Annotated in this window: 16 protein-coding genes and 1 tRNA gene; 13 read left to right on the top strand and 4 right to left on the bottom strand. The window is 68.2% G+C overall.

Going from position 1 to position 26,053, the window contains the following annotated elements; translation table 11 throughout:
• Window positions 1-144: 144 nt before the first annotated feature.
• Entirely contained in the window at window positions 145-1,587 is a 1,443-nt protein-coding gene (locus QE416_RS02985; RefSeq protein WP_307313372.1) for a VCBS repeat domain-containing M23 family metallopeptidase, read from the bottom strand.
• 392 nt (window positions 1,588-1,979) lie between these two features.
• On the opposite strand from QE416_RS02985, the gene QE416_RS02980 reads away from it, so the two are divergent.
• Both QE416_RS02980 and QE416_RS02975 read left to right on the top strand, forming a co-directional pair.
• Window positions 1,980-3,269 (top strand): LCP family protein, encoded by a 1,290-nt coding sequence (locus tag QE416_RS02980; protein WP_210076911.1) that lies wholly within the window; start codon window positions 1,980-1,982, stop codon window positions 3,267-3,269.
• 95 nt (window positions 3,270-3,364) lie between these two features.
• Window positions 3,365-3,453 (top strand) — tRNA-Ser (locus QE416_RS02975).
• A gap of 239 nt (window positions 3,454-3,692) precedes the next feature.
• On the opposite strand, the gene QE416_RS02970 is transcribed toward QE416_RS02975, so the two are convergent.
• On the bottom strand, window positions 3,693-4,445 hold the full coding sequence (locus QE416_RS02970; protein ID WP_307313370.1) for an FAD-binding oxidoreductase: 753 nt from the start codon (window positions 4,443-4,445) through the stop codon (window positions 3,693-3,695).
• Window positions 4,442-5,032 carry a molybdopterin-dependent oxidoreductase gene (locus QE416_RS02965; RefSeq protein ID WP_307313367.1) on the bottom strand — a complete coding sequence of 197 codons (591 nt, stop codon included), beginning with the start codon at window positions 5,030-5,032 and terminating at the stop codon, window positions 4,442-4,444. Before QE416_RS02965 ends, QE416_RS02970 begins: the two co-directional genes overlap by 4 nt.
• A 240-nt stretch (window positions 5,033-5,272) precedes the next feature.
• Here QE416_RS02965 and QE416_RS02960 point away from each other — a divergent pair, with 240 nt between their 5' ends.
• Window positions 5,273-6,160, top strand: coding sequence for a DUF808 domain-containing protein (locus QE416_RS02960; RefSeq protein ID WP_307313366.1), 888 nt, complete (start codon window positions 5,273-5,275; stop codon window positions 6,158-6,160).
• 174 nt (window positions 6,161-6,334) lie between these two features.
• On the opposite strand, the gene QE416_RS02955 is transcribed toward QE416_RS02960, so the two are convergent.
• Window positions 6,335-6,895, bottom strand: coding sequence for a flavin reductase family protein (locus tag QE416_RS02955; protein ID WP_307313365.1), 561 nt, complete (start codon window positions 6,893-6,895; stop codon window positions 6,335-6,337).
• Between the two features lie 247 nt (window positions 6,896-7,142).
• Here QE416_RS02955 and QE416_RS02950 point away from each other — a divergent pair, with 247 nt between their 5' ends.
• From QE416_RS02950 to QE416_RS02905, 10 genes are all read left to right on the top strand, one after another.
• Window positions 7,143-8,126 carry an ABC transporter substrate-binding protein gene (locus QE416_RS02950; RefSeq protein WP_307313363.1) on the top strand — a complete coding sequence of 328 codons (984 nt, stop codon included), beginning with the start codon at window positions 7,143-7,145 and terminating at the stop codon, window positions 8,124-8,126.
• A gap of 123 nt (window positions 8,127-8,249) precedes the next feature.
• On the top strand, window positions 8,250-9,860 hold the full coding sequence (locus QE416_RS02945) for a sugar ABC transporter ATP-binding protein (protein WP_307313361.1): 1,611 nt from the start codon (window positions 8,250-8,252) through the stop codon (window positions 9,858-9,860).
• A complete protein-coding gene (locus tag QE416_RS02940; protein WP_267788251.1) occupies window positions 9,857-10,900 on the top strand; it encodes an ABC transporter permease in 1,044 nt (347 codons plus the stop codon). Before QE416_RS02945 ends, QE416_RS02940 begins: the two co-directional genes overlap by 4 nt.
• Window positions 10,900-11,919 carry a sugar ABC transporter permease YjfF gene (locus QE416_RS02935; RefSeq protein WP_210076919.1) on the top strand — a complete coding sequence of 340 codons (1,020 nt, stop codon included), beginning with the start codon at window positions 10,900-10,902 and terminating at the stop codon, window positions 11,917-11,919. Before QE416_RS02940 ends, QE416_RS02935 begins: the two co-directional genes overlap by 1 nt.
• Window positions 11,920-11,996: 77 nt before the next feature.
• Complete coding sequence (locus QE416_RS02930) at window positions 11,997-13,532, top strand: sugar ABC transporter ATP-binding protein (RefSeq protein ID WP_267788249.1); 1,536 nt, start codon at window positions 11,997-11,999, stop codon at window positions 13,530-13,532.
• Complete coding sequence (locus QE416_RS02925) at window positions 13,525-14,562, top strand: LacI family DNA-binding transcriptional regulator (protein WP_210076921.1); 1,038 nt, start codon at window positions 13,525-13,527, stop codon at window positions 14,560-14,562. Before QE416_RS02930 ends, QE416_RS02925 begins: the two co-directional genes overlap by 8 nt.
• A gap of 216 nt (window positions 14,563-14,778) precedes the next feature.
• Window positions 14,779-19,107, top strand: a complete 4,329-nt coding sequence (locus QE416_RS02920; RefSeq protein ID WP_307313356.1) for a family 43 glycosylhydrolase — start codon at window positions 14,779-14,781, stop codon at window positions 19,105-19,107.
• Window positions 19,108-19,346: 239 nt separating this feature from the next.
• On the top strand, window positions 19,347-23,504 hold the full coding sequence (locus QE416_RS02915) for a LamG-like jellyroll fold domain-containing protein (RefSeq protein WP_307313354.1): 4,158 nt from the start codon (window positions 19,347-19,349) through the stop codon (window positions 23,502-23,504).
• Window positions 23,505-23,688: 184 nt separating this feature from the next.
• Window positions 23,689-24,690 carry a LacI family DNA-binding transcriptional regulator gene (locus QE416_RS02910; RefSeq protein WP_210076923.1) on the top strand — a complete coding sequence of 334 codons (1,002 nt, stop codon included), beginning with the start codon at window positions 23,689-23,691 and terminating at the stop codon, window positions 24,688-24,690.
• Window positions 24,691-24,790: 100 nt separating this feature from the next.
• Window positions 24,791-26,032, top strand: a complete 1,242-nt coding sequence (locus QE416_RS02905) for an extracellular solute-binding protein (protein WP_210076924.1) — start codon at window positions 24,791-24,793, stop codon at window positions 26,030-26,032.
• The last annotated feature ends 21 nt before the right edge of the window (window positions 26,033-26,053 follow it).

The following is a 26,053-nucleotide window of genomic DNA, read 5'->3' as shown; positions in this document are numbered from 1 at the left end:
GGGGGCCCGCCTTCGTTTTTTCACCTGGCTGAGCGGCACGAGACCGTCCACACCCGAGGCTCTCGCATCGGGATCGTCATGTTCTGCGCCGCCCGGAACGCATCTCTCGGCCGCACCTGTCGGCCCGGCCGAGAGATGCGCCGGTCAGCTCACGACGAGCAATCGGGGGTCGACGCTCGTGCCGCTGATGGATGTCCATGCGCTCGTGCCCGACTCGCTGATCCACCAGGCTCCCGCCCCCGTGTTCGGGAAGAACACGTCTGCCGTGCCGTTTCCGGTCACGTCTGCGAGCTGCAGGTCTTGCAGCGGTACGTTCGCGGTGTTCGTGATGGTCCATGCGGTGTTCCCGCCGTAAGAGACCCACCACCGTCCGTCGCGTCCGTTGGCCCAGAAGACGTCGTCCTTCCCATCGCCATTGAGATCGCCGAACTTCAGTTCCGCCCCCGGCACATTGGCAGAGTTGAGGATCTGCCACCCGGTGTTCCCGCCGTACGAGACCCACCAGTCGCCGTTCGGGTGCGCGTAGAACACGTCGCTCTTGCCATCTCCGTCGAAGTCTGCGATTCGCACATCCGTTGCCGGAACACCCGTGTTCAGAATCTGCCATCCGGTGTTCCCGCTATAGGAGACCCACCATTCGGAGTTGGTGGGGTTGGCGTAGAACACGTCAGCTTTTCCATCCCCGTTGAAGTCGCCCAACTGCAACTCCTGGCCGCCGAGGCTCGGAGCGCTGTTCATGACTGTCCAGCCGCTGGTGCCGCCATAGGAGACGAGCCAGTTGCCGTTCGGTTGCGGAGCGAAGACATCGTCTTTGCCGTCGCCGTTGAAGTCGGCGAACTGGAACAGCTTCGTATCGATGTTCGCGGTGTTCAGGATTCGCCATGGGGCGGAGCCGCCGTCGGATGCCCACCACTGGCCGTTGGGGTTGCCGTAGAAGACATCTGCTTTTCCGTTGCCGTCGAAGTCCGTCGAATTTGCGGATCTCGGCAGGCCACAGCCTGCGTAGAGCGCGAAGCCGGGGTAGTCGGGGCAGACATCGAAGCTGTCTGGAACGCCATCGCCGTCGCGATCCGGCGGGGGCGGTGTCGTCGGGGTGGAGTTGCTTCCCAGCCCAGGGAAGTCCATGCTCATGGCGGATCCCCGTGAGACGTTTCTGCCGCATGAGAAGGCATTGTTGGTGACGTTCGCGCCGTTCCGTTTGAGCTCGAAGTGCAGGTGGGCGCCGAAGGAGTTTCCGGTGTTGCCGACGATTCCGATCTGCTGACCCCGAGAGACCGTCTGCCCCTGAGCGACGGGTGGTGCGTCCCTCATGTGGGCATAGAGCGTGGTGTAGCCGCTCGCATGAGTGATGACGACGTAGTTGCCATAGCTGGTGCTGCCGTAGTTGACGACTCTCAGCGTCACGGTGCCGTCGAATGCGGCAACGATGGGAGTTCCGCCGTTGCCCGCGATGTCGACGCCCTGGTGATCCGATGGCCGTCCCTCGCACCGATCTCCGACGAGCCCGGTGACGGTTCCCGATACGGGATAGATCATCGCCCCGAACTCGGCATGTGCCGGCGGTGCGCTGGCGATCTGCGTCACCACTCCGACCGCTGCGAACATCATCGCTGCCGCGAGAGTCGCGGCCCTTCTTCGAATTGTCGGGCCCATGCGTCATCCTCTTTTATCGACGAGTAGCCCTCTTTCCACGGACATGACCCTGTGGGCGGATGGCGGGAGATCGCAGCTGCAGTCACGAACCTATCGACGCGCTGTCAGGCTTCTCTGTCGGAACTTTGGGGGACATGTGACGCCGACGCCTGCTGGGTCGTGCGCACGTTCGCGCGAGATCGCCCCGCGGCCCACCTCACCCGGGCGAAACGCCCGATCCTCACGGCATTCACAGATCGCGGTCCCTAGTATTACCCCGACCTCTCGCCGATTCGTCGAGGTCGACGTGCTGCCGGGCCGGTGGCATCCGTCTCGAAAGGACCCGAGTGAGCAAGACCTCCACCCCGCGCGGTCAGCGAACCGTCGCGCGTCACGGGCGACTCACGTCGCCGGGCCCTCTGTCTCAGCTGTTCCGCGGTGTGGCGATCGCCCTCGCCGTCCTCTTGGTCTCGGGCGGCGCCGTCCTCGCTTACGCCGCGGTCGACCTCACCCAGAGCTTCACCGCCGACGCGGTCGAGCTGAAGGGCCAGCCGGCCGTTCCGCCGGACCTCGGAGAGCTCAAGGGCGGCGTGAACATGCTCCTCGTCGGTACCGACGAATGCGAGCCGAGCTTCGCCCAGCTCTTCGGCGACCGTTGCACCGGCGCCGACTCCGAGGGCAGCCTCAACGACGTCAACATGCTCGTGCACATCTCTGACGCGCCTCGCCGCGTCACGGTCATCTCGTTCCCTCGCGACCTCATGGTGCCGATCCCCTCGTGCACCGACAAGGACGGCAACGAGACCTCCGCGATGAGCAAGCAGCAGATCAACTCCGCGTTCTCGTACGGCGGACTCTCGTGCGTCGTGCAGACCGTCTCTGAGCTGAGCGGTCTCGAGATCCCCTTCGCCGCGAAGGTGAGCTTCGGCGGCGTCATCAACATCACCGATGCGATCGGCGGCGTCGACGTCTGCATCGCCAACGGCATCAAGGACCGCTACACCGGCATCGACTGGCCCGCCGGCATGCGCACGGTGCAGGGCCTCGACGCTCTGCAGTTCCTCCGTACCCGGCACGGTGTCGGCGACGGCGGCGACCTGGGCCGCATCTCGAACCAGCAGCAGTACATGTCGCGTCTGGCGAACAAGCTCAAGAGCCAGGACGTGCTGTCGAACCCCGCGACGCTCTACAAGCTCGCCTCGACCGCGCTGCGCAACGTCGACCCCTCGACCTCGCTGACGAACCCGCTGACGCTCGTGCAGATCGCCTCCGCGGTCAAGGACGTGCCGTTCAACGAGATCGTGTTCATCCAGTACCCGACGTACACCGACCCCTCCAACCCCAACCGCGTCGTGCCCGACCGCACCGACGCCGACACGCTGTGGGCGGCTCTCTCGGCGAATCAGCCCCTCGAGCTGTCGGGCAATCTCAGCGACGGCAACGGCGTGGTCGTGGACAAGAATGCGACGCCGGCTCCCACCCAGACGCCCGCCCCGGTCGAGACCGCCAGCCCGACGCCGACCGCGACCTCTCAGGCCTCGCCCGCGCCCACGTCGGACGCGATCCAGCTGCCGAGCGGCATCGCCGGACAGACCGCCGCGCAGTCCACCTGCTCGAACGGAAACGTCCGCGGCTGAGTCTCGCCGCCCGGCATCTCGAACGTGGTTCGAATGCCGGGCGGCATCCGGTTAGTATGGACCGGTGTGCTCGCGCCGTCAGGCGCCGATCACTTGGAGACGTCGCATAGTCAGGCCTAGTGCACCACCCTGCTAAGGTGGAGTCCCCGTAAGGGGACCGAGGGTTCAAATCCCTCCGTCTCCGCAGAAAAAGCCCCGGCGCGCCGGGGCTTTTCTCGTTCCTGTCGTCCGCCCTGTCTGCCAAAGGGCGCGTCGGTCGAATGCAGGTACGGGCTCAGCCGGGGCAGCGGCGACGAGTTCCATCGCGCTCGCGTGCACGACGGCCGAGGCCACCTCTCCCCGCTTTCCGCAATGGGCTCGGCGGACGACGGATGCCGTGGCATCCCACCTCGAGAAGCCTGACGGTCAGACCGCCCCGGGGCATCACCGTCGAGCGGAGCCGTTCAGGCGCCTCCGAACCTCTCCGTTCGCACGTAGGGCGGGATCATGTCCGGCGTCGATGAGCCACCTCGCGACGGCCTCGACGAAGGGGGTCGGGCCGCAGACGTAGATGCGCGGCCGCTCGTGTGGGGAAAACGCGGCGCTGCGCAGGCTTTCGGGTGTCACTCGGCCGGGCGGTACCGACGACCCGGTCGGCGCGCGACGGGTGTAGACCATGTCCCGACGGAAGCGCTCGTCGGCGAGGGCGGTCAGCTCGTCCGCGAAGAACACGTCTCCGGGAGAACGCACCGAGTACAGCAGGCGGAACGGTGCGGGGTCGTTGCTCATCGCGTGCGAAGAAGCCATCGCGAAAAGGGGGACGACCCCCGAGCCGCCTGCGATCAGTTGCACGGGCGCGGGGTCGTCCGACGGTGTCCACACGAAGAACGCCCCCAGCGGACCGTGCACCTCGATCTGGTCTCCGGGGCGCAGATCGTGGACGAGGAACGGCGAGACCTCGCCGTCGGGTACCTCGTCAACGGCGAGGAGGAGCCGCGTGCCCGCGCCCGACGAGGCGAGCGAGTACGCCCGCGACGCCTGGTAGCCGTCGGGGGCGGTGAGGCGGACGTCGATGTGAGCGCCCGCGTCGTTGCCGGGCCAGGTGGGCACGTCGAGCTCGATGCGGCGCGCCGTCGGCGTCTCGGGGCGCGAGTCGACGACGGTCGCGACGTGCCAGGCGGGGGAGCGGCGGGTCACCCGTACCGCTCTTCCCGCCACGGGTCGCCGTGCGAGTGGTACCCGTTCTGCTCCCAGAACCCGGGTCTGTCGCTCGGCATCGTGACGAGCCCCTGCACCCACTTCGCGCTCTTCCAGAAGTACAGGTGGGGCACGAGCAACCGTGCGGGTCCCCCGTGCTCGGGGGTGAGGGGTGCCCCGTCGGCTTCGAAGGCGATCCAGCTCTTGCCGCCGAGCAGGTCGTCGAGCGCGATGTTCGTCGTGTAGCCGCCGAAGGAGTGCACCATCGCGTAGCGGTGCGAGGTCTCGACCTCGGCGAAGAGGCGGTCGAGGGAGACGCCCCGCCAGGGCATGTCAAGTTTGGTCCAATGCGTGACGCAGTGGATGTCGACGGTGATGTCCTCCACCCCGAGCGCCTCGAGTTCGGCGCGGGTCCAGCGGTGCACACCGTTCTCGGTACCGATCGCGAACTCCCACGTCTCGTCGGCGACGACGGGGGTCGGGCCGGCCGAGAGCACGGGCCAGTCGCCGACGAGCGTCTGCCCGGGCGGAAGCCGCGGATCGCGCTCCCGTCGCCGGCCCGAGAACCCTCGCGTGATGAACGACATACGACCCCCTGCTGCTTGTGTTGGCCTCACCCTAACCACGGGCGTGCGCGGAACACAGCGCCTGGACAGGAGGAGAATCGGCGAGCGGGGGACCTGACGCCGCGGAATGTCCTCCGCTGGCACCATCCCCTCGCGCGAAGCGACCCCGCGCGCCACCCCCGTCGAGGCGGTGCCCCCGCCCGATAGGGTCGTGCCTGCGGTGCGCGTGCGCCGTAGCCCTCGCACCCCCGGGAGAAGCGCATGTCGGTCGGTCTGCTCGCCGTTGTGGATGACATCCTCAGCGCCGCCATGCGCGCGAGCGCGAAGACGGCCGGCGTCGTGATCGACGATGCCGCCGTGACCCCGCAGTACGTGCAGGGGCTCACCCCCGCGCGTGAGCTGCCCGTGGTCTGGAAGATCGCGCTCGGCAGCATCATCAACAAGTACGTGATCATCATCCCGATCGCGCTGCTGCTCACCGCGTTCGCGCCGTGGGTGCTGCCGTATCTGCTCATCATCGGCGGCGGCTTCCTCTGCTTCGAGGGTGCCGAGAAGGTGCTCGAGTGGTTCGGCGTGAGCCACGGCGAGCACGGCGCCGACGAACCGCGCGACGAGAAGAAGCTCGTCCTCGGGGCCGTCCGCACCGACCTCATCCTCAGCACCGAGATCATGCTCATCGCCCTGTCGAGTCTCGACCCCGACTTCGGCATCTGGATGACGCTGGGGGCCCTGCTGGTCATCGGCCTGGCCATGACGGTGGTCGTCTACGGTGCGGTCGCGCTGCTGGTCAAGATCGACGACATCGGTCTGCGGTTCATGAAGAGCCCGTCGCGCGGGGTCCGTCGCTTCGGCGCCCGGGTCGTGGCATCCATGCCCGCGGTCTTCCGCGTGATCAGCGTCATCGGCACCGTCGCGATGCTGTGGGTCGGTGGGCACCTCGTGCTGCAGAACCTCGCCGAGACGCTGTGGTCGGGGCCCTACGACGTGGTCCATCTCGTCACGCACGCGATCGAGGCCGCCGGGCCCGTGATCGTATGGATCGTCGAGACCGCGATGTCGGCCGTCTTCGGCCTCGTCCTCGGCCTCGTGATCGTCGGCGTGGTGACTGTCATCTCGCGACTGACGCGACGCGGGGCCGCCGCGCACTGACGACGCGACGGCGGACGCGTCGTCGACCCGGCGCGGCGGTAGCCGACGAAATACGAGCTCACGACGGGTCGCTCCCGCGTCGAGATCACCGGCTCCTCGCGACGCGACTCGAGAGCGCGGGTCATGTCACGCGTTCGTGGTCGACTCGCGGTCTCGCCGCGGCGGACGACCGCGTCAGTCGAGTCGCGAGTGCTCGCCGAGGCGGTGCCACGCGCGGTTGTGATAGACCAGCGCCGCCCCCGGCTCGCCCGGCTCGAGGTCGCGCTCGACGTCGACCTGCAGGGCTTGAGCGGCGATGACCGTGGAGCCGCCGGCATCCATCCGGCTGACGATCTTGCATCGCAGCCAGGCGCGCACGCCGTGGTACACGGGTTCGCCGGTGGCCAGGCGCGACCAGGTGGAGGTGTCGGCGAAGCGGTCGAGGCCGCTGGTGGCTCCCGCGCGGGCGAGCGAGATGTCCTCGGCGTCGAGCAAGTGCACGACGATGGTGTCCGCGGCGATGATCGTCGGCGTCGCCGACGACAGGGCCGACACCGAGAAGATGAGCAGGGGCGGGTCAGTGCTCACCGACGACACCGATGAGGCGGTGAGGGCGACGGGGCCGTTCTCGCCGTACGCGGTGATGACGGCGATGCCGCCGGGGTGACCGCGGAAGGCCCTCTTGAAGTCGTCCGCCGAGACCGAGGTGCCGATGGCGGGGGTGCCCTCGGGGGCGCCGTGCGGAAGCGAAGTCATGTCTACGACGGTAAGCGCTTCTACCGGGGACCGGTCCTTCGGACGCAACACGGCGAAACGCTATCAGCGATCACGCGGAGGGATCGCGTCACGGTGTGAGGCTTCACATTTATCAATCCGTGATCTTCGGTGCGAGGTAATTGCTTGACACATCTCGTTCTGTGAGCGCTAACATTCACACACGGCCCACCCGAGGGGCTGCATCACATGACCGGCATCGGAGCCGGCGAAACGAGGAGGTTTCATCATGAAGGCGAACAAGATCATCGCGGGCATCGCGCTCGTCGGCGCGATCGCGTTCACGGCCACCGGCTGCGCCGGTGCGGGCGGCGGCGGAAACGCCGGCGGCGGAAGCGGCGACAAGATCACGGTCGGCTTCGCCCAGACCGGTTCCGAGAGCGGATGGCGCAGCGCCAACACCGAGTCGATGAAGGAGGCGTTCAGCGAGGCCAACGGCTTCAACCTCGTCTTCAACGCCGCCGACAACAAGCCCGAGGCGCAGATCGCCGCCGTCCGCAGCTTCATCAACCAGGGTGTCGACGCCATCGTGCTCGCCCCCATCGTGAGCGACGGCTGGGACGACGTCCTCAAAGAGGCGAAGGATGCCAACATCCCCGTCATCCTCGAAGACCGTACGGTCTCGGCATCCGACGACCTCTACGCGAGCTGGATCGGCCTCGACTTCAAGCAGGAGGGCGAGACCGCGGGCAAGTGGGTCGCCGACAACTTCGGCAAGACGCCCACCAACCTCGTCGTTCTCGAGGGCACCACGGGTTCGTCCGCCGCGACCGACCGCGCCACCGGCTTCAACGACGCGATCAAGGGCACCGACATCAAGGTCCTCGACTCGCAGACCGGTAACTTCACCCGCGCCGACGGCAAGACCGTCATGGAGGGCTTCCTGCAGAAGTACGGCTCGCAGATCAACCTGCTCTTCGCCCACAACGACGACATGGGCCTCGGCGCCCTCGAGGCGATCAAGGCGGCCGGTCTCAAGCCCGGCACCGACATCAAGATCGTCACCATCGACGCGGTGAAGGACGGCATGACCGCCCTCTCCAACGGCGAGTTCAACTACATCGTCGAGTGCAACCCGCTCCTCGGCGAGAAGACCGCCGAGGTCGTGAAGAAGGTCGTGGCCGGCGAGTCCGTCGACAAGAGCTACATCGTCGAGGACCAGGCGTTCGACCAGGAGCAGGCCAAGAAGGTCCTGGACAGCCGCCCCTACTGATCCGCAGGGATCTGTCGTCGACTCCCCTCGACGACACCCCGGCATCGACGGAACATCCTCCCCGGCGTGCGGGGTCGGTATCCACCGGCCCCGCACGCTCCCGATCCGAGAAAGCGATCGACAATGACAATCGAACGGGTCGCCGTGCAGACAGCCGAACGGGCAGCCGTGGTCGCGATGCGCGGCATCAGCATCCAGTTCCCCGGGGTGAAGGCGCTCGACGGCGTGGACTTCACCCTCTACGCCGGCGAAGTGCACTCCCTCATGGGAGAGAACGGCGCCGGAAAGTCCACCCTCATCAAGGCCCTGACCGGCGTGTACGGGATCGACGAAGGCGTCATCCGCGTCGGCGGGACCGAGCGTCAGTTCCGCGCCACCGCCGACGCCCAGGCCGCGGGCATCGCCACCGTCTATCAAGAGGTCAACCTCTGCCAGAACCTCACCGTCGGTGAGAACGTCATGCTCGGCAACGAGATCCGTCGCGCCGGCATGGTCGACTGGAAGGCCACGCACGCCGCGGCCGCCACCTACCTCGCCGAGCTGGGCGTGCACATCGATACCCGATCGATCCTGGCCAGCCACTCGATCGCCGTGCAGCAGCTTGTCGCGATCAGCCGCGCCATGGTCGTCGACACCAAGGTCCTCGTACTCGACGAGCCCACCTCGAGCCTCGACCGCGGTGAGGTCGAGCAGCTGTTCGGCGTCATCCGGGATCTGCGCGACCGCGGCGTGGCCATCCTCTTCGTCTCGCACTTCCTCGACCAGATCTACGAGATCTCCGACCGTCTCACGGTGCTGCGCAACGGCACCCTGGTGGGGGAGTACCCCGTCGCCGAACTCGGCCGCGAGCAGCTCGTCGCGAAGATGATCGGCCGCGAGCTCGGTGAGCTCGATGCGATCTCCGCCAGTGCCGAGAGACCGATCGACCGCACCGGAACCCCGGTGCTGCGCACTCTGTCGCTCGGGCGCAAGAACGCCCTCGAGCCGGTCGACCTCGACGTCTACCCGGGCGAGGTCGTGGGGCTGGCCGGGCTCCTGGGCTCCGGCCGCACCGAACTCGCCCGCCTGATCGCCGGCGCCGATCGGCCCGACGACGGCACCGTGCAGGTGTCCGGCTCGGGCGCGCGCACCGGGTCGCCCCGTCACGCTCTCGACCGCGGCATCGCGTTCTCGTCCGAGGACCGCCGTGCAGAGGGCATCGTCGGCGACCTGACCGTCGCCGAGAACATCGTGCTCGGCATCCAGGCCCGCCGGGGAGCGCTGCGCAAGATCAGCGCGGCCGAGAAGCAGGCGGTCGTCGAGGAGTACATCACCGCCCTCGGCGTGCGCCCGGCCGATCCCAACGCCCTCATCCGAAACCTCTCGGGCGGCAACCAGCAGAAGGTGCTGCTGGCACGATGGCTCGCCACCGCCCCCGAATTGCTCATCCTCGACGAACCCACCCGCGGCATCGACGTCGGTGCGAAGGCCGATATCCAACGCAAGGTCGCCGAGCTCGCCGAGAAGGGCCTCGCGGTCATCTTCATCTCGTCCGAACTCGAAGAGGTCCTGCGCCTCGCGCAGCGCGTGGCCGTGTTGCGCGACCGTCGTAAGATCGGCGAACTGGCCACCCGAGACGTCGACCTCGACGCCCTCGTGGCCTACATCGCCGAGGGGCAATCCGAGTCGGCGACCGCCGAAACGCCGCACGCCGCACCCGAGACACCGTCGTCCGATCGGGAGAAGATCGCATGAAGAAATTCCTCACCCACCGCCTCGTGTGGCCGATCGCGGCTCTGCTCGCGCTCATCGCCATCAACACGATCTCGCGGCCGTCCTTCCTGAGCATCACGGTGCAGAACGGTCAGTTCTACGGGTCGCTGATCGACATCCTGCGCAACAGCGCGCCCCTCATGCTCGTCGCCCTCGGGATGACCCTGGTCATCGCCACTCGCGGCATCGACCTCTCGGTCGGCGCGATCATGGCCGTCTCGGGGGCCGTCGCGCTCACCGTCATCGAGGCCTCGCCCGACCCCGGCAACCTCGGGGTGGTCTTCACCGCGATCGCCGCAGCGGTCGGCGTCGCCCTGATCCTCGGTGTCTGGAACGGCTTCCTCGTCTCGGTGCTCGGCATCCAGCCGATCATCGCGACACTGGTGCTCATGCTCGCCGGACGCGGGGTCGCCCTGCTCATCACGGGCGGCTTCATCACCACGATCAACAGCGATCCCTACAAGTTCATCGCCGGCGGGTACGTCTTCGGCCTCCCCTTCGCGTTCTTCGTCGCGATCTTCGCGGTGATCGTCGTCGGCATCCTCGAACGGCGAACGGCCCTCGGCATGCTGACCGAGGCGGTCGGCATCAACCCCGAGGCCAGCCGCCTGGCGGGTGTCCGCTCGCGCGGCATCATCTGGGGGGCCTACATCGCCAGCGGCGCCCTCGCGGGCATCGCGGGCATCCTCTACAGCTCGAACATCATGGCCGCCGACGCCAACGCCGCCGGTCTCTACATCGAACTGGATGCCATCCTCGCGGTCGTTCTGGGCGGTACCTCGCTCGCGGGGGGAAAGTTCAGCCTCGCCGGCACCGTCGTGGGCGTCTTCACCATCCAGACGCTGAAGAGCACCATCACCTTCCTCGGTGTTCCGCCCGCGGTCAGCCCCGTGTTCATGGCCGCGGCGGTACTCATCGTGGTGCTGCTGCAGTCGAAGCGCTTCCGTGCCTACTTCCACACGGCCGGGCGCAGCGCGCTCCGTCCGATCACCCGACGTCCTGACGCAAAGGTGCTGTCCTGATGGCCACTCTCACCGAAGAACGACGCTCGACGTCGTCGCCCGCGGTCTCGTACCGTCGCTTCCTCAGCCGTCACATCTCGTGGGTGCCCGTCTTCGCCGCGGTCGTCATCCTCGTCGTGATGATCGCCGGGGCCATGTGGTACTTCCCGAACTTCCAGCTGAACCGCATCATGTCGTCGATCCTGCTCGACAACGCCTACCTGCTCGTGCTCGCGGTGGGCATGACGTTCGTCATCCTCACCGGCGGCATCGATCTGTCGGTGGGAGCCGTGATGGCGTTCACCGGCATCCTGTGCGCGAAGATGCTCGGCGACGGCGTCCCGGTCGCGGTCGCCATCCCCGCGATGGTGCTTATCGGCGCGGCGATAGGCCTGCTGATCGGCGTGCTGGTGCAGTTCTTCGACGTGCAGCCCTTCATCGCGTCGCTGATCGGGATGTTCCTCGCTCGCGGCCTGGCCTTCGTCGTCAGCCTCGAATCGATCAAGGTCGACAACGAAGGGCTGCTGTGGCTGCAGTCGACGCGCTTCTCGTTCGCGGGCTGGTACATCACCCCGACCGGCATCATCGCGCTGCTGACCGTCGCGCTCGCCGCGTTCGTCCTGCGCTACACGCGTTTCGGACGCACGGTCTACGCGGTGGGCGGCAACGAGCAGTCGGCTCGCCTGATGGGCCTTCCCGTCGTCCGTGCCAAGCTGTCGGTCTACGTCATCAGCGGTGTGTGCGCGGGCCTGGCCGGTATCGTCCTGACCGCGTACTCGGGCGCCGGCTACCCCCTGAACGGCGTAGGCACCGAGCTGGACACCATCGCCGCGGTGGTCATCGGCGGCACGCTGCTGACCGGAGGCAGCGGGTTCGTCCTCGGCTCGATGATCGGCGTCTTCGTCTACGGGCTGATCCGCACGATCATCTCTTTCTCGGGAGCAGAACAGTCCTGGACGCGCATCACCGTGGGCGCCCTGCTGCTGCTGTTCGTGGTCGTGCAGCGCGTGATCGTGTCGCGCTCCGCCCTGAGTCGTTGACTTCCGGCCGGGGCGGCGCGGAACACGCTCCGCCTCGGTGTTAGCGCTCTCGCCCCGACGCGGGCATGATTGACCCCATGCCCGCCGCCGTCGCCCCGCCCCTTCTCGAGGTGCGCGGGGCGTCGGTGCGTTTCGGCGTCGAGTCGGCGCTCTCGGGCGTCGACTTCCGGCTGCAGGCCGGCGAGGTCCACTCGCTCATGGGCGAGAACGGTGCCGGCAAGTCGACGCTGATCAAGGCGATCACCGGAGCCCTCCGCCTCGACAGCGGCCAGATCCTCATCGAGGGCGCGCCCGTGCGACTGTCGTCCCCCGCCGAGGCGCAGGCGGCCGGCATCTCGACGGTCTACCAGGAGATCGATCTCCTCCCCAATCTCACGGTGGCCGAGAACATCTCCCTCGGCCGCGAGCCCCGCAAGTGGGGCATGATCGACCACGCCGCGATGCGTCGTCGGGCCACATCCGCCCTGGCGTCTCTGGGTGTCGAGGTGGATCCGGCCTCGATCCTGTCGTCGCATCCGCTGGCGATCCAGCAACTCGTCGCCATCGCTCGCGCGGTCTCGGTCGACGTCAAGGTGCTCGTCCTCGACGAGCCGACCTCGAGCCTCGACGCCGACGAGGTCGCCGAGCTCTTCCGGGTCATCCGCGAGCTGAAGGACACCGGCATCGCGGTCGTGTTCGTCTCGCACTTCCTCGACCAGGTCTACGAGATCTGCGACCGCGTCACGGTCCTGCGTGGGGGCCACCTCGTCGGTGAGTACGCCACGAGGGAGCTGTTGCGCATCGATCTCGTGGAGAAGATGCTCGGTGCCGCCGCGGACGTTCTCGCGCCCCTCGGCCAGCGCACCGTCGATGACAGCGAGGGTCCCGCTGTCGTCAGCGCGCGCGGCCTGAGTGCCGGCTCCCGACTGCGCGAGGCCGATCTCGATCTCGCCGAGGGGGAGGTGATCGGGGTCGCGGGTCTTCTCGGTTCCGGCCGAAGCGAGCTGGCCCGGGCGCTGACCGGCGTGGACCAGCCGGGATCGGGCGAGGTGCTCGTCGATGGTGTGTCGGCGCGATTCCGTTCGCCGCGTGAGGCCATGAGTCGCCGGATCGCCTATTCGTCCGAGAACCGTCGCACCGAGGGCGTCATCGGCGACCTGAGCGTCCTCGACAACATCAGCCTCGCGCTGCAGGCTCAGCGCGGAGTGCTGCGGAGAATGAGCACGGCGCGGCGTCGCGAACTGGCCACCAGCTGGGTCGAGGCTCTGCACATCCGCCCCGCCGACATCGATCGCCCGGTCTCGACGCTGTCGGGCGGCAACCAGCAGAAAGTGCTTCTCGCGCGCCTGCTCGCTCTCTCACCCCGCGTGATCGTCCTGGACGAGCCCACGCGGGGCATCGACGTGGGCGCCAAGGCGGAGATCCAGCGGCTCGTCGGTGAGCTGTCCGACAACGGGCTCTCGATCATCTACATCTCGGCCGAGCTCGACGAGGTGCTGCGCGTGGCGCACTTGGTGGCGGTCATGCGAGACGGAGTCCTCGCGCAGATCGTCCCCGCCGTCGATCTCACCCCCGATGCCCTCCTGGCTCTCGTGGCGGGGCACGAGAGTCCCGGTGAGGCGGTCCATGGCTGACGACAAAGCGGCGCGTACGGCGAACATCTTCGATGTGGCCCGCCTGGCGGGCGTCTCGCATCAGACGGTCTCGCGCGTCCTGAACAACATGCCGAACGTGCGCCCGGCCACGCGCGCGCGAGTCGAGCAGGCCATCGCGCAGCTGCGGTACAGCCCGTCGCCGGCCGCCCGGGCCCTCGTCACGCGCCGGACCCGAACCATCGGCCTCGTCACCCCGGGCAGCGTCGACTACGGCCCCTCGTCGATCGCGATGAACTTCAACTTCGCGGCCCGCGCCGCGCGGTACAACGTCGACGCCATCAGCTCCCCGCAGGGCGACGCCGTGGCGGTGAGAGCGGCCATCGACGGGCTCTTGAAGCAGCGAGTGGATGCCATCGTGCTCATCGTCGTGGACACCGAGGTGCTGGCATCCGTGCAGGCCCTCGACCTCGACATCCCGGTCGTGGCGTCGGCGACGACGAGTCGGCCGCACCCGCGCCTGGTCGCCATCGACCAGTACCGAGCGGCCCGGAGCGCGGTACGACACCTGCGCGAGGCGGGCTACGGCCCGATCCGCCACATCGCCGGCCCCGCTCGAAACCCCGACGCCGTCGAGCGCATCCGCGGGTGGCGCGAAGAGCTCGCGTCCTCGCGCAGCGAGTCGATGGACCTCGTGCACGGGGACTGGTCGGCCGAGAGCGGATACCGCATCGCCGGTGAGGCCGACATCGCCCCGGGCGAGGGCATCTTCGTCGCCAACGACCACATGGCGATCGGCGTGCTCTCGGCTCTGCGCGAGCGTGGGCTGCGCGTGCCGGAGGACGTCGGTGTCGTCGGCATCGACGATGTCCCGGAGGCGGCATTCCTCTACCCGTCCCTGACGACGGTGCGGCAGGACTTCGCGGCCCTCGGAGAGATCCTCATGCAGAAGGTGCTGCTGGCCGTCGAAGACCCCGACACCGTGAGCGAGAGCACCCCCCTTCCCACGCGACTCATCGTGCGCGACTCGGCGCCGACCGTACGTCCCACCGGCTCGCGTCGCTCGCGCTGATCGCGCCGACGCGTCCCGCGGGCGCGGATGCTCGAGCGATCGATGGGCCAGAGGGAGGTCTCGGCCGCGAAACGCGAGGCCGTGACATCGCTCCCACGGCCGGCGGGTGAGGCTGTTGACGTAACCATGCTGGTCATCGCGTGGTGTGAGCGCTAACATGCGAAGGGCCGTCGAAGACGACGGTTCCTGCAATGACGCACCCCGAGAGGACCCCCCGTGACCCCTCACGATCGATTGGCGACCCCGCGCCGCCGTTCCCGTTGGACGCTCGCCGTCCCGGTCATCGCCGCCCTGGTCGCGGCACCCCTCACCGTCCCCGCCATGGCCGGCGCGGTCGCCGCCGACGCGAGCCTCGTGGTGGCATACCCCCTCGACGAGACCACCGGCACCGTCGCCCACGACGCATCCGGCAACGGACGCGACGCCGCCTTCGAGGGCGGGCCGACGCTCACGGGCGCCGACGGCGTCCGTCTCGACGGCGACGACGATGACATCAAGCTGCCCGATGGCATCCTCGAGGGGCTCGATTCGATCACGGTCAGCACCGACGTCATCGTGCGCCCCGAGCAGAGCGGCAACTACTTCATCTGGGGCCTCGGCAATACCAAGGACTGGTACGGCAACGGCTACCTCTTCGCCACGGGCAATCCCGCGCGCACGGGAATCGCCCTGGGCAACTGGGAGACCGAGCAGAAGGCCGAGAGCGCCGATGCCCTCGAGCGCGGCGTCTGGAAGACGCTGACGTACACGCTCGATGCGGGGTCGAAGACGTCGCGTATGTACATCGACGGCGTGCAGATCGCCGAGAACAGCAACACCACCACGCTCCCGAGCATGATCGGCGGCGGTGCCACGACCGCGAACTACCTCGGTCGCTCCACCTACACCGCCGACAAGCGCCTGGCCGGAAGCCTCCGCGACTTCCGTATCTACGACCGCGCCCTCTCCGCCGCCGAGGTCAAAGCCCTCGTGAAGACGCCCGAAGACGGCGCAGCCGTGCAGTCGGCGCTCGGCGCACTGACGGTGACGAACGTCGACGACGTCCGCGGCAACCTCACCCTCCCCGGGTCGTCGCAGGGGCTCCCGGTCACCTGGACGACCTCGGACGCGAAGATCGTCACCGCCGACGGCGTCGTCACGCGCCCCGCGGACGACGCGACCGTGACGCTCACGGCATCCGTCACGAAGAACGCCGTCACCCAGACGCGCGACTTCTCCGCGACCGTCCGTAAGGCGGCGCAGATCGGGCCGTTCGAGGGGTACACCTTCGCGTACTTCACGGGCAACTCCGTCGCGGGCGAGAACATCTACTTCGCCGCCAGCAACGGAAACAACGCCCTGTCCTGGACCGAGCTCAACAACGGGCAGCCGACGCTCACCTCGACGTTCGGCGAGAAGGGCCTGCGCGATCCGTTCCTCATCCGCTCTCCGGAGGGCGACACGTTCTACCTGATCGCCACCGACCTCTCGATCGGCCGCGACGGAAACTGGGATCGCGCGCAGCGCACGGGGTCGAAGTACCTCGAGGTGTGGGAGTCGCACGACCTCGTCACCTGGAGCCCCCAGCGCCACGTCAAGGTCTCGCCGGACACGGCGGGGAACACGTGGGCGCCCGAGGCGTACTGGGATGAATCGCTGGGTGAGTACGTCGTCTTCTGGGCATCGAAGCTCTACCCCGAGAGCGACCCGAACCACACCTCGAACGTCGCCAACAGCATGCTGTACGCCACCACCCGCGACTTCGTCACCTTCAGCGACACCAAGGTCTGGCAGGGCGGTATGTCGCGGATCGACTCCACCGTCATCAAGGCCGACGGGGTCTACCAGCGCTTCACGAAGGATGAGGGCGCGGGCACCACCGGCTGCAGCGACATCATCCAGGAGAGCTCGTCGGTGCTGACGGCACCGCTCGACCAGTGGAAGCCCGTCACCTCGTGCATCGGTAAGAACGCGGGTACCGGCGCCGTCGAGGGGCCGAGCATCTTCAAGTCGAACCCCGGCGACGTCAATGGCGACAAGTACTACCTGTTCGTCGACGAGTACGGCGGACGCGGCTACATCCCGCTCGCGACCACCGACATCGCCAACCCGGACTGGCAGGTCCCGGCGTCGTACCGTCTGCCCGGCAGCCCGCGGCACGGCACCGTCATGCCCGTCACCCAGGCCGAGCTCACGGCGCTGCGTGCGAACCTTCCGCAGCCGCTCGCGGCCAACGAGAAGGGCGAGCTCCTGCGCTACGACTTCACCGACGGCTCCGGCTCGACCCTGCACGACCGCTCCGGTGCGGGGCGCGATGCGCAGATCAAGGGCAATGCCGTCTGGGATGACGCCGCCCTCACCTTCGACGGGACCGACGACTACGTCGATCTCCCCGACGACGTGCTGGCGGGGACGACCGACATCACGGTCCAGGCGGAGATGCGCGTCGACGCGGCGCAGAAGAACCCGTACTTCCTGTACGCGTTCGGCAACACCGCTCAGGACGGCACTGGCAACGGGTATCTGTTCGCAACGGGCGACAACCAGTTCCGCGGAGCGCTCACGACGGGCAACTGGTCGGGGGAGCAGAACGCGCAATCGGCGTCGGCTCTGCCGCGCGACCGGTGGGTGAACGTGACCTATACGCTCAGCGGCTCGACGGCACGTCTCTACCTCGACGGCCAGCAGGTCGCCGAGAACACCAACGTCACGGTGCGCCCCGGCGATATCGGCGGCGGTCGTACCCTCGCCAACTACATCGGGAAGTCGGTCTACAACGCCGACAACCTGCTCCGCGGCCAGGTGCGCGAGTTCGCGCTCTACAACCGCGCGCTGTCGGCCGACGAGATCGTCGCGCAGTCGGGCAACGGATCGATCCTCGGGGCGGTGAGCCTTCAGGACCCCAGCGTGCTGAAGGTCGCGCCGATGGTCGACGCCGACACCCGGACGGTGACGTTCCCGGTCAAGCCCGGCACCGACCTGACCACGTTGCGCCCGACCTTCGCCACCGCGACGGGAACGACCGCGACCCCGGCGTCGGGGACGCTGCGCAACCTCAGCTCACCGGTGACGGTCACGCTCAAGACGTCCGGCCAGGCCGACACGGCGTGGACGCTGACGGCCGTCGAGATGAAGAGCCCGGTCCTGCCGGGGCTGTACGCCGATCCGAACATCGCGGTGTTCGGTGACACGTATTACATCTACGCGACGACCGACGGTACCCCTGGCTGGGGCGGCAACACCTTCTACGTCTGGAAGTCCAAGAACCTCGTGGACTGGACGCGGTCGGACAAGCCGTTCCTGACCCTCGACGGCGCCGCGGGCAATGTCCCGTGGGCCACCGGCAACGCGTGGGCTCCGACGATCATCGAGAAGGGCGGGAAGTACTACTTCTACTTCAGCGGTCACGAGCCCACCGACAACCGCAAGGAGATCGGCGTCGCCGTGGCAGACAGCCCCGAGGGGCCGTTCACCGCGGAGTCGCGGCCGATGATCACCAACGCCGAGAGCGTCAACAGCGGTCAGGCGATCGACCCCGCGGCGTTCAAGGACCCCCGGACGGGCAAGTTCTACCTGTTCTGGGGCAACGGCCGGCCGGTCTACGGAGAGCTGTCCGACGACATGAAGAGCATCAAGGCGGGAACGATCAAGCCGATCAGCGGCCTGCCCGACTTCCGGGAGGGGCTCTTCATGAACTTCCGGGACGGCACGTACCACCTGACGTACTCGATCGACGACACCGGGTCGCCCGACTACCGCGTCGGCTACGCCACGTCGACGAGCATCGACGGACCGTGGACCTACCGCGGCATCCTGCTGCAGAAGGACCCCTCGCAGGGGATCCTCGGACCTGCGCACAGCTCGATCATCAACGTGCCGGGAACCGACGAGTGGTACATCGCGTACCACCGCTTCGCGATCCCCGGAGGGGGCGGAACCAACCGCGAGACGACGATCGACCGGGTCCCGATCGGTGCCGACGGGCTGTTCCAGACCGTGAAGCCGACGCTGACCAGCGTCGCTGCGCGCGAGGTTCCCACCGAGCCGAACCCCGAGCCGAGCCCGTCGCCGAGCGGCCCGCCCACGGCGAGCCCGTCTCCCACGCCGCCTCCAACCGGTACGCCCACGGCCCAGCCGACCGCCTCGCCGACGACACCGCCCCCGACGGCTCCGGCGGCCCCCTCGGTCTCGGTATCGGCGTCGACGGTCGAGCGCGGTGGCACGGTACGGGTCACGGTCACGGGCCTCGGAGCCGGTGAGCAGATCACCGCCGAGCTGCGCAGCACGCCGATCCGCATCGCCGGGATCCCCGTCGCCGATGCGGCGGGCCGGGTCAGCTTCGACGTTCGCATCCCCGCGGACCTCGAGGCGGGCGCGCACTCGATCGTGGTGTTCGCGGCGGACGGCTCGGTGATCCAGCGAGTGCCGATCACGGTCGTCCCGCGGGGTCAGCTCGCCGCGACCGGCGCGCAGGGTCCGTTGGGCGCATCGCTGCTCGCGGTCTTCCTCCTGGTCGGGGGAGCGTCGGTCTGGGCGATGCGTCGACCGCGGCGCACGGTGTCGTAAGCGCCCGAGAGGGACGACGAGAAGGGGTCCGGATGCCGCGGCATCCGGGCCCCTTCTCGTGTTTCGCTGACGCCGGGCGGCGCGTGCGGGAGTGCGGTCCGAGAGCACCCGTCGCGGGCGACGGCCGCGACAACGGCGAATCCCCTCTTGACCGTGTGGCGATACCGATCTACCGTGTGTGTCGAACCGGTTCGACAAATGAAGCGGTGATCCCCCTCAACGACGAGAGAAGAGTTTCCATGAGGCCGACTCGACGGCGTGCCGTACGCGCGCCCATCGCGACCGTCACGGCAGGGCTGGCCGTCGCCGCCCTTGCCATCGGTTCCCCCGCCCACCCCCAGGTCGCTCAGGCGGCACCCGCCGCCGATTCCGGCAGCCATGTCATCCTCGACTACGACTTCGACGCAGAGACAGCCGTCTCCTCGACCGTGAAGGACGAATCGGGCAAGGGACGCGACGGCGTGCTGACCAACCCGGGCTCGGCGCAGCTGGTCGACGGTCCGGCGGGAGGCAAGGCTCTGCATCTCTCCGGCGGCGCAGCCGGATCGAGCACGGCGCCGTTCATCACGGTTCCCTCGGGACTCTTCCAGGGGCTCAGCTCGACCACGATCTCGACGTGGGTCAAGTGGGATGGCGGTGACGCCTTCCAGTGGCTGTACACGCTCGGCAAAGACAAGGACAACGCCGCCTTCTACACCCCTCGCTTCCAGGGCGACGACAAGGCGCGCTCGAGCATCAAACCCACTGCTCAGGGCGAGGTGGGAGCTTCCGGATCGACGGCTCTGCCGTCCGGCGAGTGGCACCTGGTGACCACGACCATCGACTCCGAGGCGCTCGTGTACTACCTCGACGGCCTCGAGGTCAGCCGCACCCGGGTCGGAGCCGATGTGTCGACCGCTCTCTTCGACGCGTCTTCGCCCGACTCGGGCTTCATCGGTCAGCCCTTCTGGACCGGGGTCCACCCCTTCTTCGCCGGGGCGATCGACGACTTCCAGGTCTACGACACCGCTCTCTCGGCGGCCCAGGTACGCGCGCTCGCCAGCACCGCGGCACCGAAGCCCACCAAGGTGCTGCAGACGAGCGTCGACGTGCAGACCGACGTGGGTAAAGCCCCCGACCTTCCCGGGGTGAAGGCCGAGTTCGACGACGGTCAGCAGCGGCTCGCTCCCGTCACCTGGGCCCAGGTCCCGGCATCCTCCTACGCTCAGCGCGGCGTCTTCGTCGTCACCGGCACGGTAGACGGGACCGACACCGCGGTCACGGCCACCGTCCGGGTCACGACGCCCGACGAGTTCTCGATCGACGTCGGGGATCGCACCGGCGCATTCATGGGCGGCGCGTCGGGAACGCTCTACGGCCTGTACGGTCCCGGTCTGCCCTCGAACAACCTCATCGACGGCATCCAGCTGCGCACCGTCTCCACCAAGGCCCAGGACGGCCCCCAGCACCCCGGCGCCGACGCGCTCGAGGTGGTCAAGCCGCTCGCCGACTCCTCCAACGGTGACGTCTACATCTACATGACCGACATCAACCGCGGCTTCCCGTACGAGGTGCCCGGCGACGACGGCGCAGCGAAGGAGGCCTGGTACCTCGATTCGATCGGCGCGCAGGTCGACCAGGTGCTGCAACTGCCCGAGCAGTACCGCAAGCGCATCGTCTTCGTTCCCTTCAACGAGCCCGAGGGCAATATGTACGGCAACGGCGCTCAGTCGTTCTGGGGGCAGAGCTGGCTCGACAACCCCGACCGCTTCTTCAGCGCGTGGGATCGCGCCTATCGGCTCATCAAGAGCAAGATGCCCGACGCGCGCATCGGTGGGCCGAACACGAGTGTGCTGTTCGACCAGGACTACGGGTTCCTGCAGCACGCGATCGCCAACGACACGGTTCCGCAGGCGTTCACCTGGCACGAGCTGAGCAACCCCGCCACGATCCGCGACTCCGTCGCGAAGTACCGCGGATGGGAAGACGAGCTGTTCGCCGGCACGAAGTGGGCCGGTCAGCACCTGCCGATCAACGTCAACGAGTACGCGTTCAACTACCACACGTCGGTTCCCGCGCAGATGATCCAGTGGATCTCCGCGATCGAGGACTCCAAGATCGACGCGGACATCGCCTATTGGAACATCGACGGCAACCTCAGCGACTCGGCCGTCCAGTCCAACCGCGGCAACGGCCAGTGGTGGTTGCTCAACGCCTACGGCAACATGACCGGCGACACGGTCACCGTGCACCCGCCGCGTCCCGGAGAGAGCTACACGCTGCAGGGGGTGGCCACCGTGGACGACGCCGACAAGAAGGTGCATGCCCTCCTCGGCGGCAGCTCCGGCGATCAGAACGTCTACTTCGACCGTCTGCCCGACTATCTGTCGGGGACCGCTCACGTCCAGGTGCGCGACATCCGCTGGACCGGTCAGATCGGCGACTCGGGCGAGCCGCAGACGGTCGCCGAGTTCGACGCCCCCGTGACGAACGGCTCGCTCGGCCTCCGGTTCGGTCAGGGCGGCCTTCCGCAGCTGGGCACCGACTCGGCGTACGAGATCATCGTCACCCCGGGCCAGAACGCCTCGAGCCCGGCGCAGTCGCCGGTGTCGTGGCGCGGCGTCTACGAGGCGGAGGACGCCCGCTTCAGCGGAGCAACCCCCGAGATCAACGGTCCCGAAGGCACGCCGAGCAACGTGGGCGGCTTCTACACCTCGGGGACGAAGGACGTCGGGGGGATCCGCGGCGGATCGAACCTGCAGATCTCCTTCGACGTCGACGTGCCCGCAGCAGGCTCCTACGACCTCAGTGTTCTCGCCAGCGCGTACAACAAGGACCAGCTCAACCTCGCGCAGGGGCCGGTGAACATGTTCGTGACCGTGAACGGCGGCGCCGAACAGGAGATCTACGCGGAGCTCGGATACAAGTGGGTCGTCTGGAATCACAGTGACACGACGGTCGACCTGCAGGCAGGCAAGAACACCATCACCATCGCGGCGAAGAGTCTCGACGGGACCAAGCAGACCGTCGGTACGGCGATCATCGACAAGATCGACCTGACCCAGCCCAACCCCGGGTACACGCCCATCTACGAGGCCGAGAACGCCGTCCTGCACGGCGCCGCGGCGGCGTACGACAAGGCGGGCGTCTCGGGATCGGGGTACGTGCCCGTCGCGAGCGGCGAATCGGTCACGTTCTGGGTCTACAACGCCGACGACTCCGAGAAGTCCCTCGAGGTGAAGACCCTCGGAGGCGGCACCGCGACCCTGCGCGTCAACGGTGTGGACCTCGGTACGGTGTCCGACACCGCGGTGATCCCGGCCTTCCTCGTCGGCGGTATCAACAAGGTGGAGGTCGTCGGGTCGTCCGGGACCCTCGCCCTGGACCGCGTGGCGGTGCAGGCCTCGAAGAACGAGCTGGCCTCGCAGACCATCGAGGCGGAGGCCGGAACCCTCGCGGGCTCGGCGAAGGTTCAGGACCTCTCGCTCGCCAGCGGTGGCAAGGCGGTCGTCGGCATCGGCGGCGCCCCCGGCAACGGCAACACCCTCACCCAGAAGGTGACGGTCGCCCAGGCGGGGACCTACGCGATGACCCTGCGCTACTCGAACGAGGAGCAGTCGCCGTCCTCGCACTACAACCCCGATCCCGTGGCCCGTCGCGCCGACATCACCGTCAACGGCGGCCCGGTGCAGAAGGTGCTGTTCCCGCAGAGCTACAACGCCAACCAGTTCTGGGATCTGACGGTCGAGGTGCAGTTGCAGGTCGGGGAGAACTCGATCCGCTTCGCATCGGAGGAGCAGCCGGACTTCAACGGCGTCACCTACATCTCCGAGCGGTACCCGGCCCTGGGGCTGCGCTCCCAGTGGGCGCCGAACCTCGATCGGATGACGTTCACGGCCCTCCACCCCGATACGGCTTCGGCCCCGACCCTCTCGGCGGGGGTTTCCTCGGTCGCTCAGGGAGGGACGGTGACCGCGTCGGGCACGGGCTTCACCCCGGGAGAGAAGGTCGAGTTCGTCCTGCACTCCGACCCGATCGTGCTCGGTGAGGCGTCGGCGGATGCCGCGGGTGCCGTGTCGGCGACCTTGACGGTGCCCGTATCGGCGCCCGTCGGCGACCACCGGCTCATCGCGACGGGGGCGATCTCGCAGCGCTCGGCGACCACGTCTCTCGCGGTGACCGCCGCGAGCGCCGGCGGCTCGGGCGGGGGCGGAACGGGTGGTACCGGCTCCGGTGGGACCGGTGGCGGGGCGTCGTCGGTGGGAGCGGCGCCGTCGGGCGCCGGCGTCTCGGCCTCCGGATCGCTCGCCATGACGGGCTTCACCTTCGCCGGCTTCGGTGGTCTGCTCGTCGGGGCTGCGGCTCTCGCCGCGGGTGCCGCGCTCATCGCCCGCCGAAGGGAACGTGCGAGCAGCTGACGGCTCGATCGCAGGACGCCCCGGGGACCCGAGCCCCGGGGCGTCCTCGCGTCGTGCGCGGGCACCCGCAGCGGTGACCTGAAGGCGGATGAAATACCCGGCGTTCGACTGCAAAACTGTTTGCTGTGGTCCGATTACGGCGCTACACTAGTCGAACCGGTTCGATGATGAAGGGGGTGCAGAGATGACCACCATCGGTGACGTGGCCAAAGCTGCGGGCGTCTCACGCAGCACGGTCTCGTACGCGCTCTCGGGCAACCGTCCCATCTCGCGCGAGACGCGGGAGCGCATCGATGCCGCCATCTCCGAGCTCGGCTTCACCGTGAACGCGGGGGCGCGAGCTCTCGCCACCTCGCAGACCATGGTCCTCGGGCTGCTGCTGCAATTCCACGAGGACGAGTTCCCGCCGGCCATGCTGCAGTACATCCTGGCGGTGTCCGATGCGGCGCGCGAGCTCGGATACGACATCCTCATGGTCACCGATGGCGACGGTCCGGGGGCGATCCGTCGCATCACGTCGTCGAACATGGTCGACGGCGTCGTGCTCCTCGACGTCACGCACGACGATCCTCGCCTCGACGCGCTCCGCCAGGCGCGCCAGCCCGGCGCGCTCGTCGGTCTGCCGCGCGACACGGAGGGGCTTGACGTCTTCGACCTCGACTTCGGCGAGGCCGCGCGCCTCACCGTCGATCACCTCTACGGGCTCGGCCATCACGACATCGTGCTCGTCTCGCCCCCGCGGCACGTCTTCGAGCGCGGTGGCGCCTACGCATGGCGGTTCCGCGATGCCGCCCTCGAGCGGGCCGCGCGCTACGGGATCCGTATCCATGCCCACTACGGCGAGTCGCAGCAGCCCGCGATCGAGCGCAGTCTCAACGCGATCCTCGACACCCGAACCGACGCCACGGCGCTCATCGTGCACAACGATGCCTCGATCGCCGCGCTCCCCGGGGTGCTGCGCGAGCGCGGCACCGTGGTTCCCCGAGACCTGTCCGTCGTCAGCCTCTACTCGAGAGACTTCGGGCGCACCTTCCTGCTGCCGTACACGGCAGTCGAGACCTCCCCCGACGGTCTGGGACGCAAGGCGGTCCAGCACCTGGTCCGGCGCATCGCCGACCCCGACTACGGGCCCCCCGTCGTCGGGTTCATCGAGCCCGAGCTGACCGACCGGGGGAGCACCGCCTGACGGGGCGGAAGACGCGCCCCGTTCCGTCGGCCCCTCGTCGAACCGGTTCAACGCGTCGCTTGAACGACAACGTAGTCACATTTCAGAGAGGAAATCGCAAGTGAGCACGACAATCACCCGTACCCGCGCTCTCGGAGCGCTCGCCATCGGCGCCGTCGCCGTCGGTGTCCTGGCCGGTTGCTCCGGCGGAGGCTCCGGCGGATCCGGAGACTCCGGCGGCAGCTACACCTTCTGGGACCCGTACCCGCAGTACGACGCCACCTCGGACTGGGCCAAGGTCATCGACAAGTGCGCGGCCGACGCCGGAGTCACCGTCGAGCGCACCGGCTTCGACACGAGCGACCTGACCAGCAAGGCGCTTCTCGCCGGCCAGCAGGGCGACTCTCCGGACATCCTCCTCATCGACAACCCCGCGGTCTCGACGCTGGTCGAGGCCGGCATCGTCACCGCAACCGACGAGAACGGACTGCAGGTCGGCGACGTCGCCGAGAACATCCTCGGTGCGTCGGTCATCGACGGGAAGACGTACGGCGTCCCGATCGGGGCGAACACCCTCGCCCTGTACTACAACCCCACCGTCCTCAGCGCCGCCGGCGTCGATCCCTCCTCCATCAAGGATTGGTCGAGCCTCAACAGCGCGATCGAGAAGGTCGTGGCATCCGGCAAGAAGGGCATCACCTTCTCGGGTATCGGCACGGAAGAGGGCAGTTTCCAGTTCCTGCCGTGGTTCTGGGGTGCGGGTGCGGACCTGACGCAGCTCGACTCCTCGCAAGCGGTCTCCGCCGTGCAGCTGTGGACCGACTGGGTCAAGAAGGGCTGGGCGCCGAACTCGGTCATCAACAACACCCAGACCACCAGCTGGCAGGAATTCGAGACCGGTGACTTCGGCTTCGCCGAGAACGGCACCTGGCAGAAGGCGGGAGCGGCGAAGGCCGGTTACCAGGTCATCCCGATCCCGTCGGCCAAGGGCGGCGCAGCCCCCGCTCCCACCGGCGGTGAGTTCCTCACCCTGCCGGTCCAGAAGGACTCGGCCCGTTACGCCACCTCGGCCAAGATCGTCGAGTGCCTCACCAGCACGGCGAACGTGGTCGGCACCGATAACACGCTCAACTACATCGCGGCCACGCCCGAGGCGCAGAAGGAGCAGCTGGCGAAGGACCCCTCGCTCGAGCCCTGGGTCGAAGCCGTCGGCGCGGCCAAGGCCCGCACCGGAGACAACCTCGGTGTGAAGTACCCGATCATCTCCGAGCAGCTCTGGACCGCGGTGCAGAACTCCCTCACCGGCGCGCAGTCGCCGCAGGACGCCCTGAAGGCCGCCCAGCAGGCCGCCTCGTCCAAGTAATCCCATCCATCGAAAGGGGTA

Source organism: Microbacterium sp. SORGH_AS_0421, assembly GCF_030818635.1.
GTDB lineage: Bacteria > Actinomycetota > Actinomycetes > Actinomycetales > Microbacteriaceae > Microbacterium.
The sequence above is the reverse complement of the archived record's forward strand: the minus strand, read 5'-3'. Positions and strand labels throughout refer to the sequence as shown.

Excerpts from the sequence above, each read along its gene's own strand:
- QE416_RS02930 (WP_267788249.1), top strand. The coding sequence starts at position 11,997 with ATGCCCGCCGCCGTCGCCCCGCCCCTTCTCGAGGTGCGCGGGGCGTCG.
- QE416_RS02960 (WP_307313366.1), top strand. The coding sequence starts at position 5,273 with ATGTCGGTCGGTCTGCTCGCCGTTGTGGATGACATCCTCAGCGCCGCC.
- QE416_RS02935 (WP_210076919.1), top strand. The coding sequence starts at position 10,900 with ATGGCCACTCTCACCGAAGAACGACGCTCGACGTCGTCGCCCGCGGTC.
- QE416_RS02915 (WP_307313354.1), top strand. The coding sequence starts at position 19,347 with ATGAGGCCGACTCGACGGCGTGCCGTACGCGCGCCCATCGCGACCGTC.
- QE416_RS02940 (WP_267788251.1), top strand. The coding sequence starts at position 9,857 with ATGAAGAAATTCCTCACCCACCGCCTCGTGTGGCCGATCGCGGCTCTG.
- QE416_RS02910 (WP_210076923.1), top strand. The coding sequence starts at position 23,689 with ATGACCACCATCGGTGACGTGGCCAAAGCTGCGGGCGTCTCACGCAGC.
- QE416_RS02925 (WP_210076921.1), top strand. The coding sequence starts at position 13,525 with ATGGCTGACGACAAAGCGGCGCGTACGGCGAACATCTTCGATGTGGCC.
- QE416_RS02955 (WP_307313365.1), bottom strand. The coding sequence starts at position 6,895 with ATGACTTCGCTTCCGCACGGCGCCCCCGAGGGCACCCCCGCCATCGGC.
- QE416_RS02945 (WP_307313361.1), top strand. The coding sequence starts at position 8,250 with ATGACAATCGAACGGGTCGCCGTGCAGACAGCCGAACGGGCAGCCGTG.
- QE416_RS02950 (WP_307313363.1), top strand. The coding sequence starts at position 7,143 with ATGAAGGCGAACAAGATCATCGCGGGCATCGCGCTCGTCGGCGCGATC.
- QE416_RS02965 (WP_307313367.1), bottom strand. The coding sequence starts at position 5,032 with ATGTCGTTCATCACGCGAGGGTTCTCGGGCCGGCGACGGGAGCGCGAT.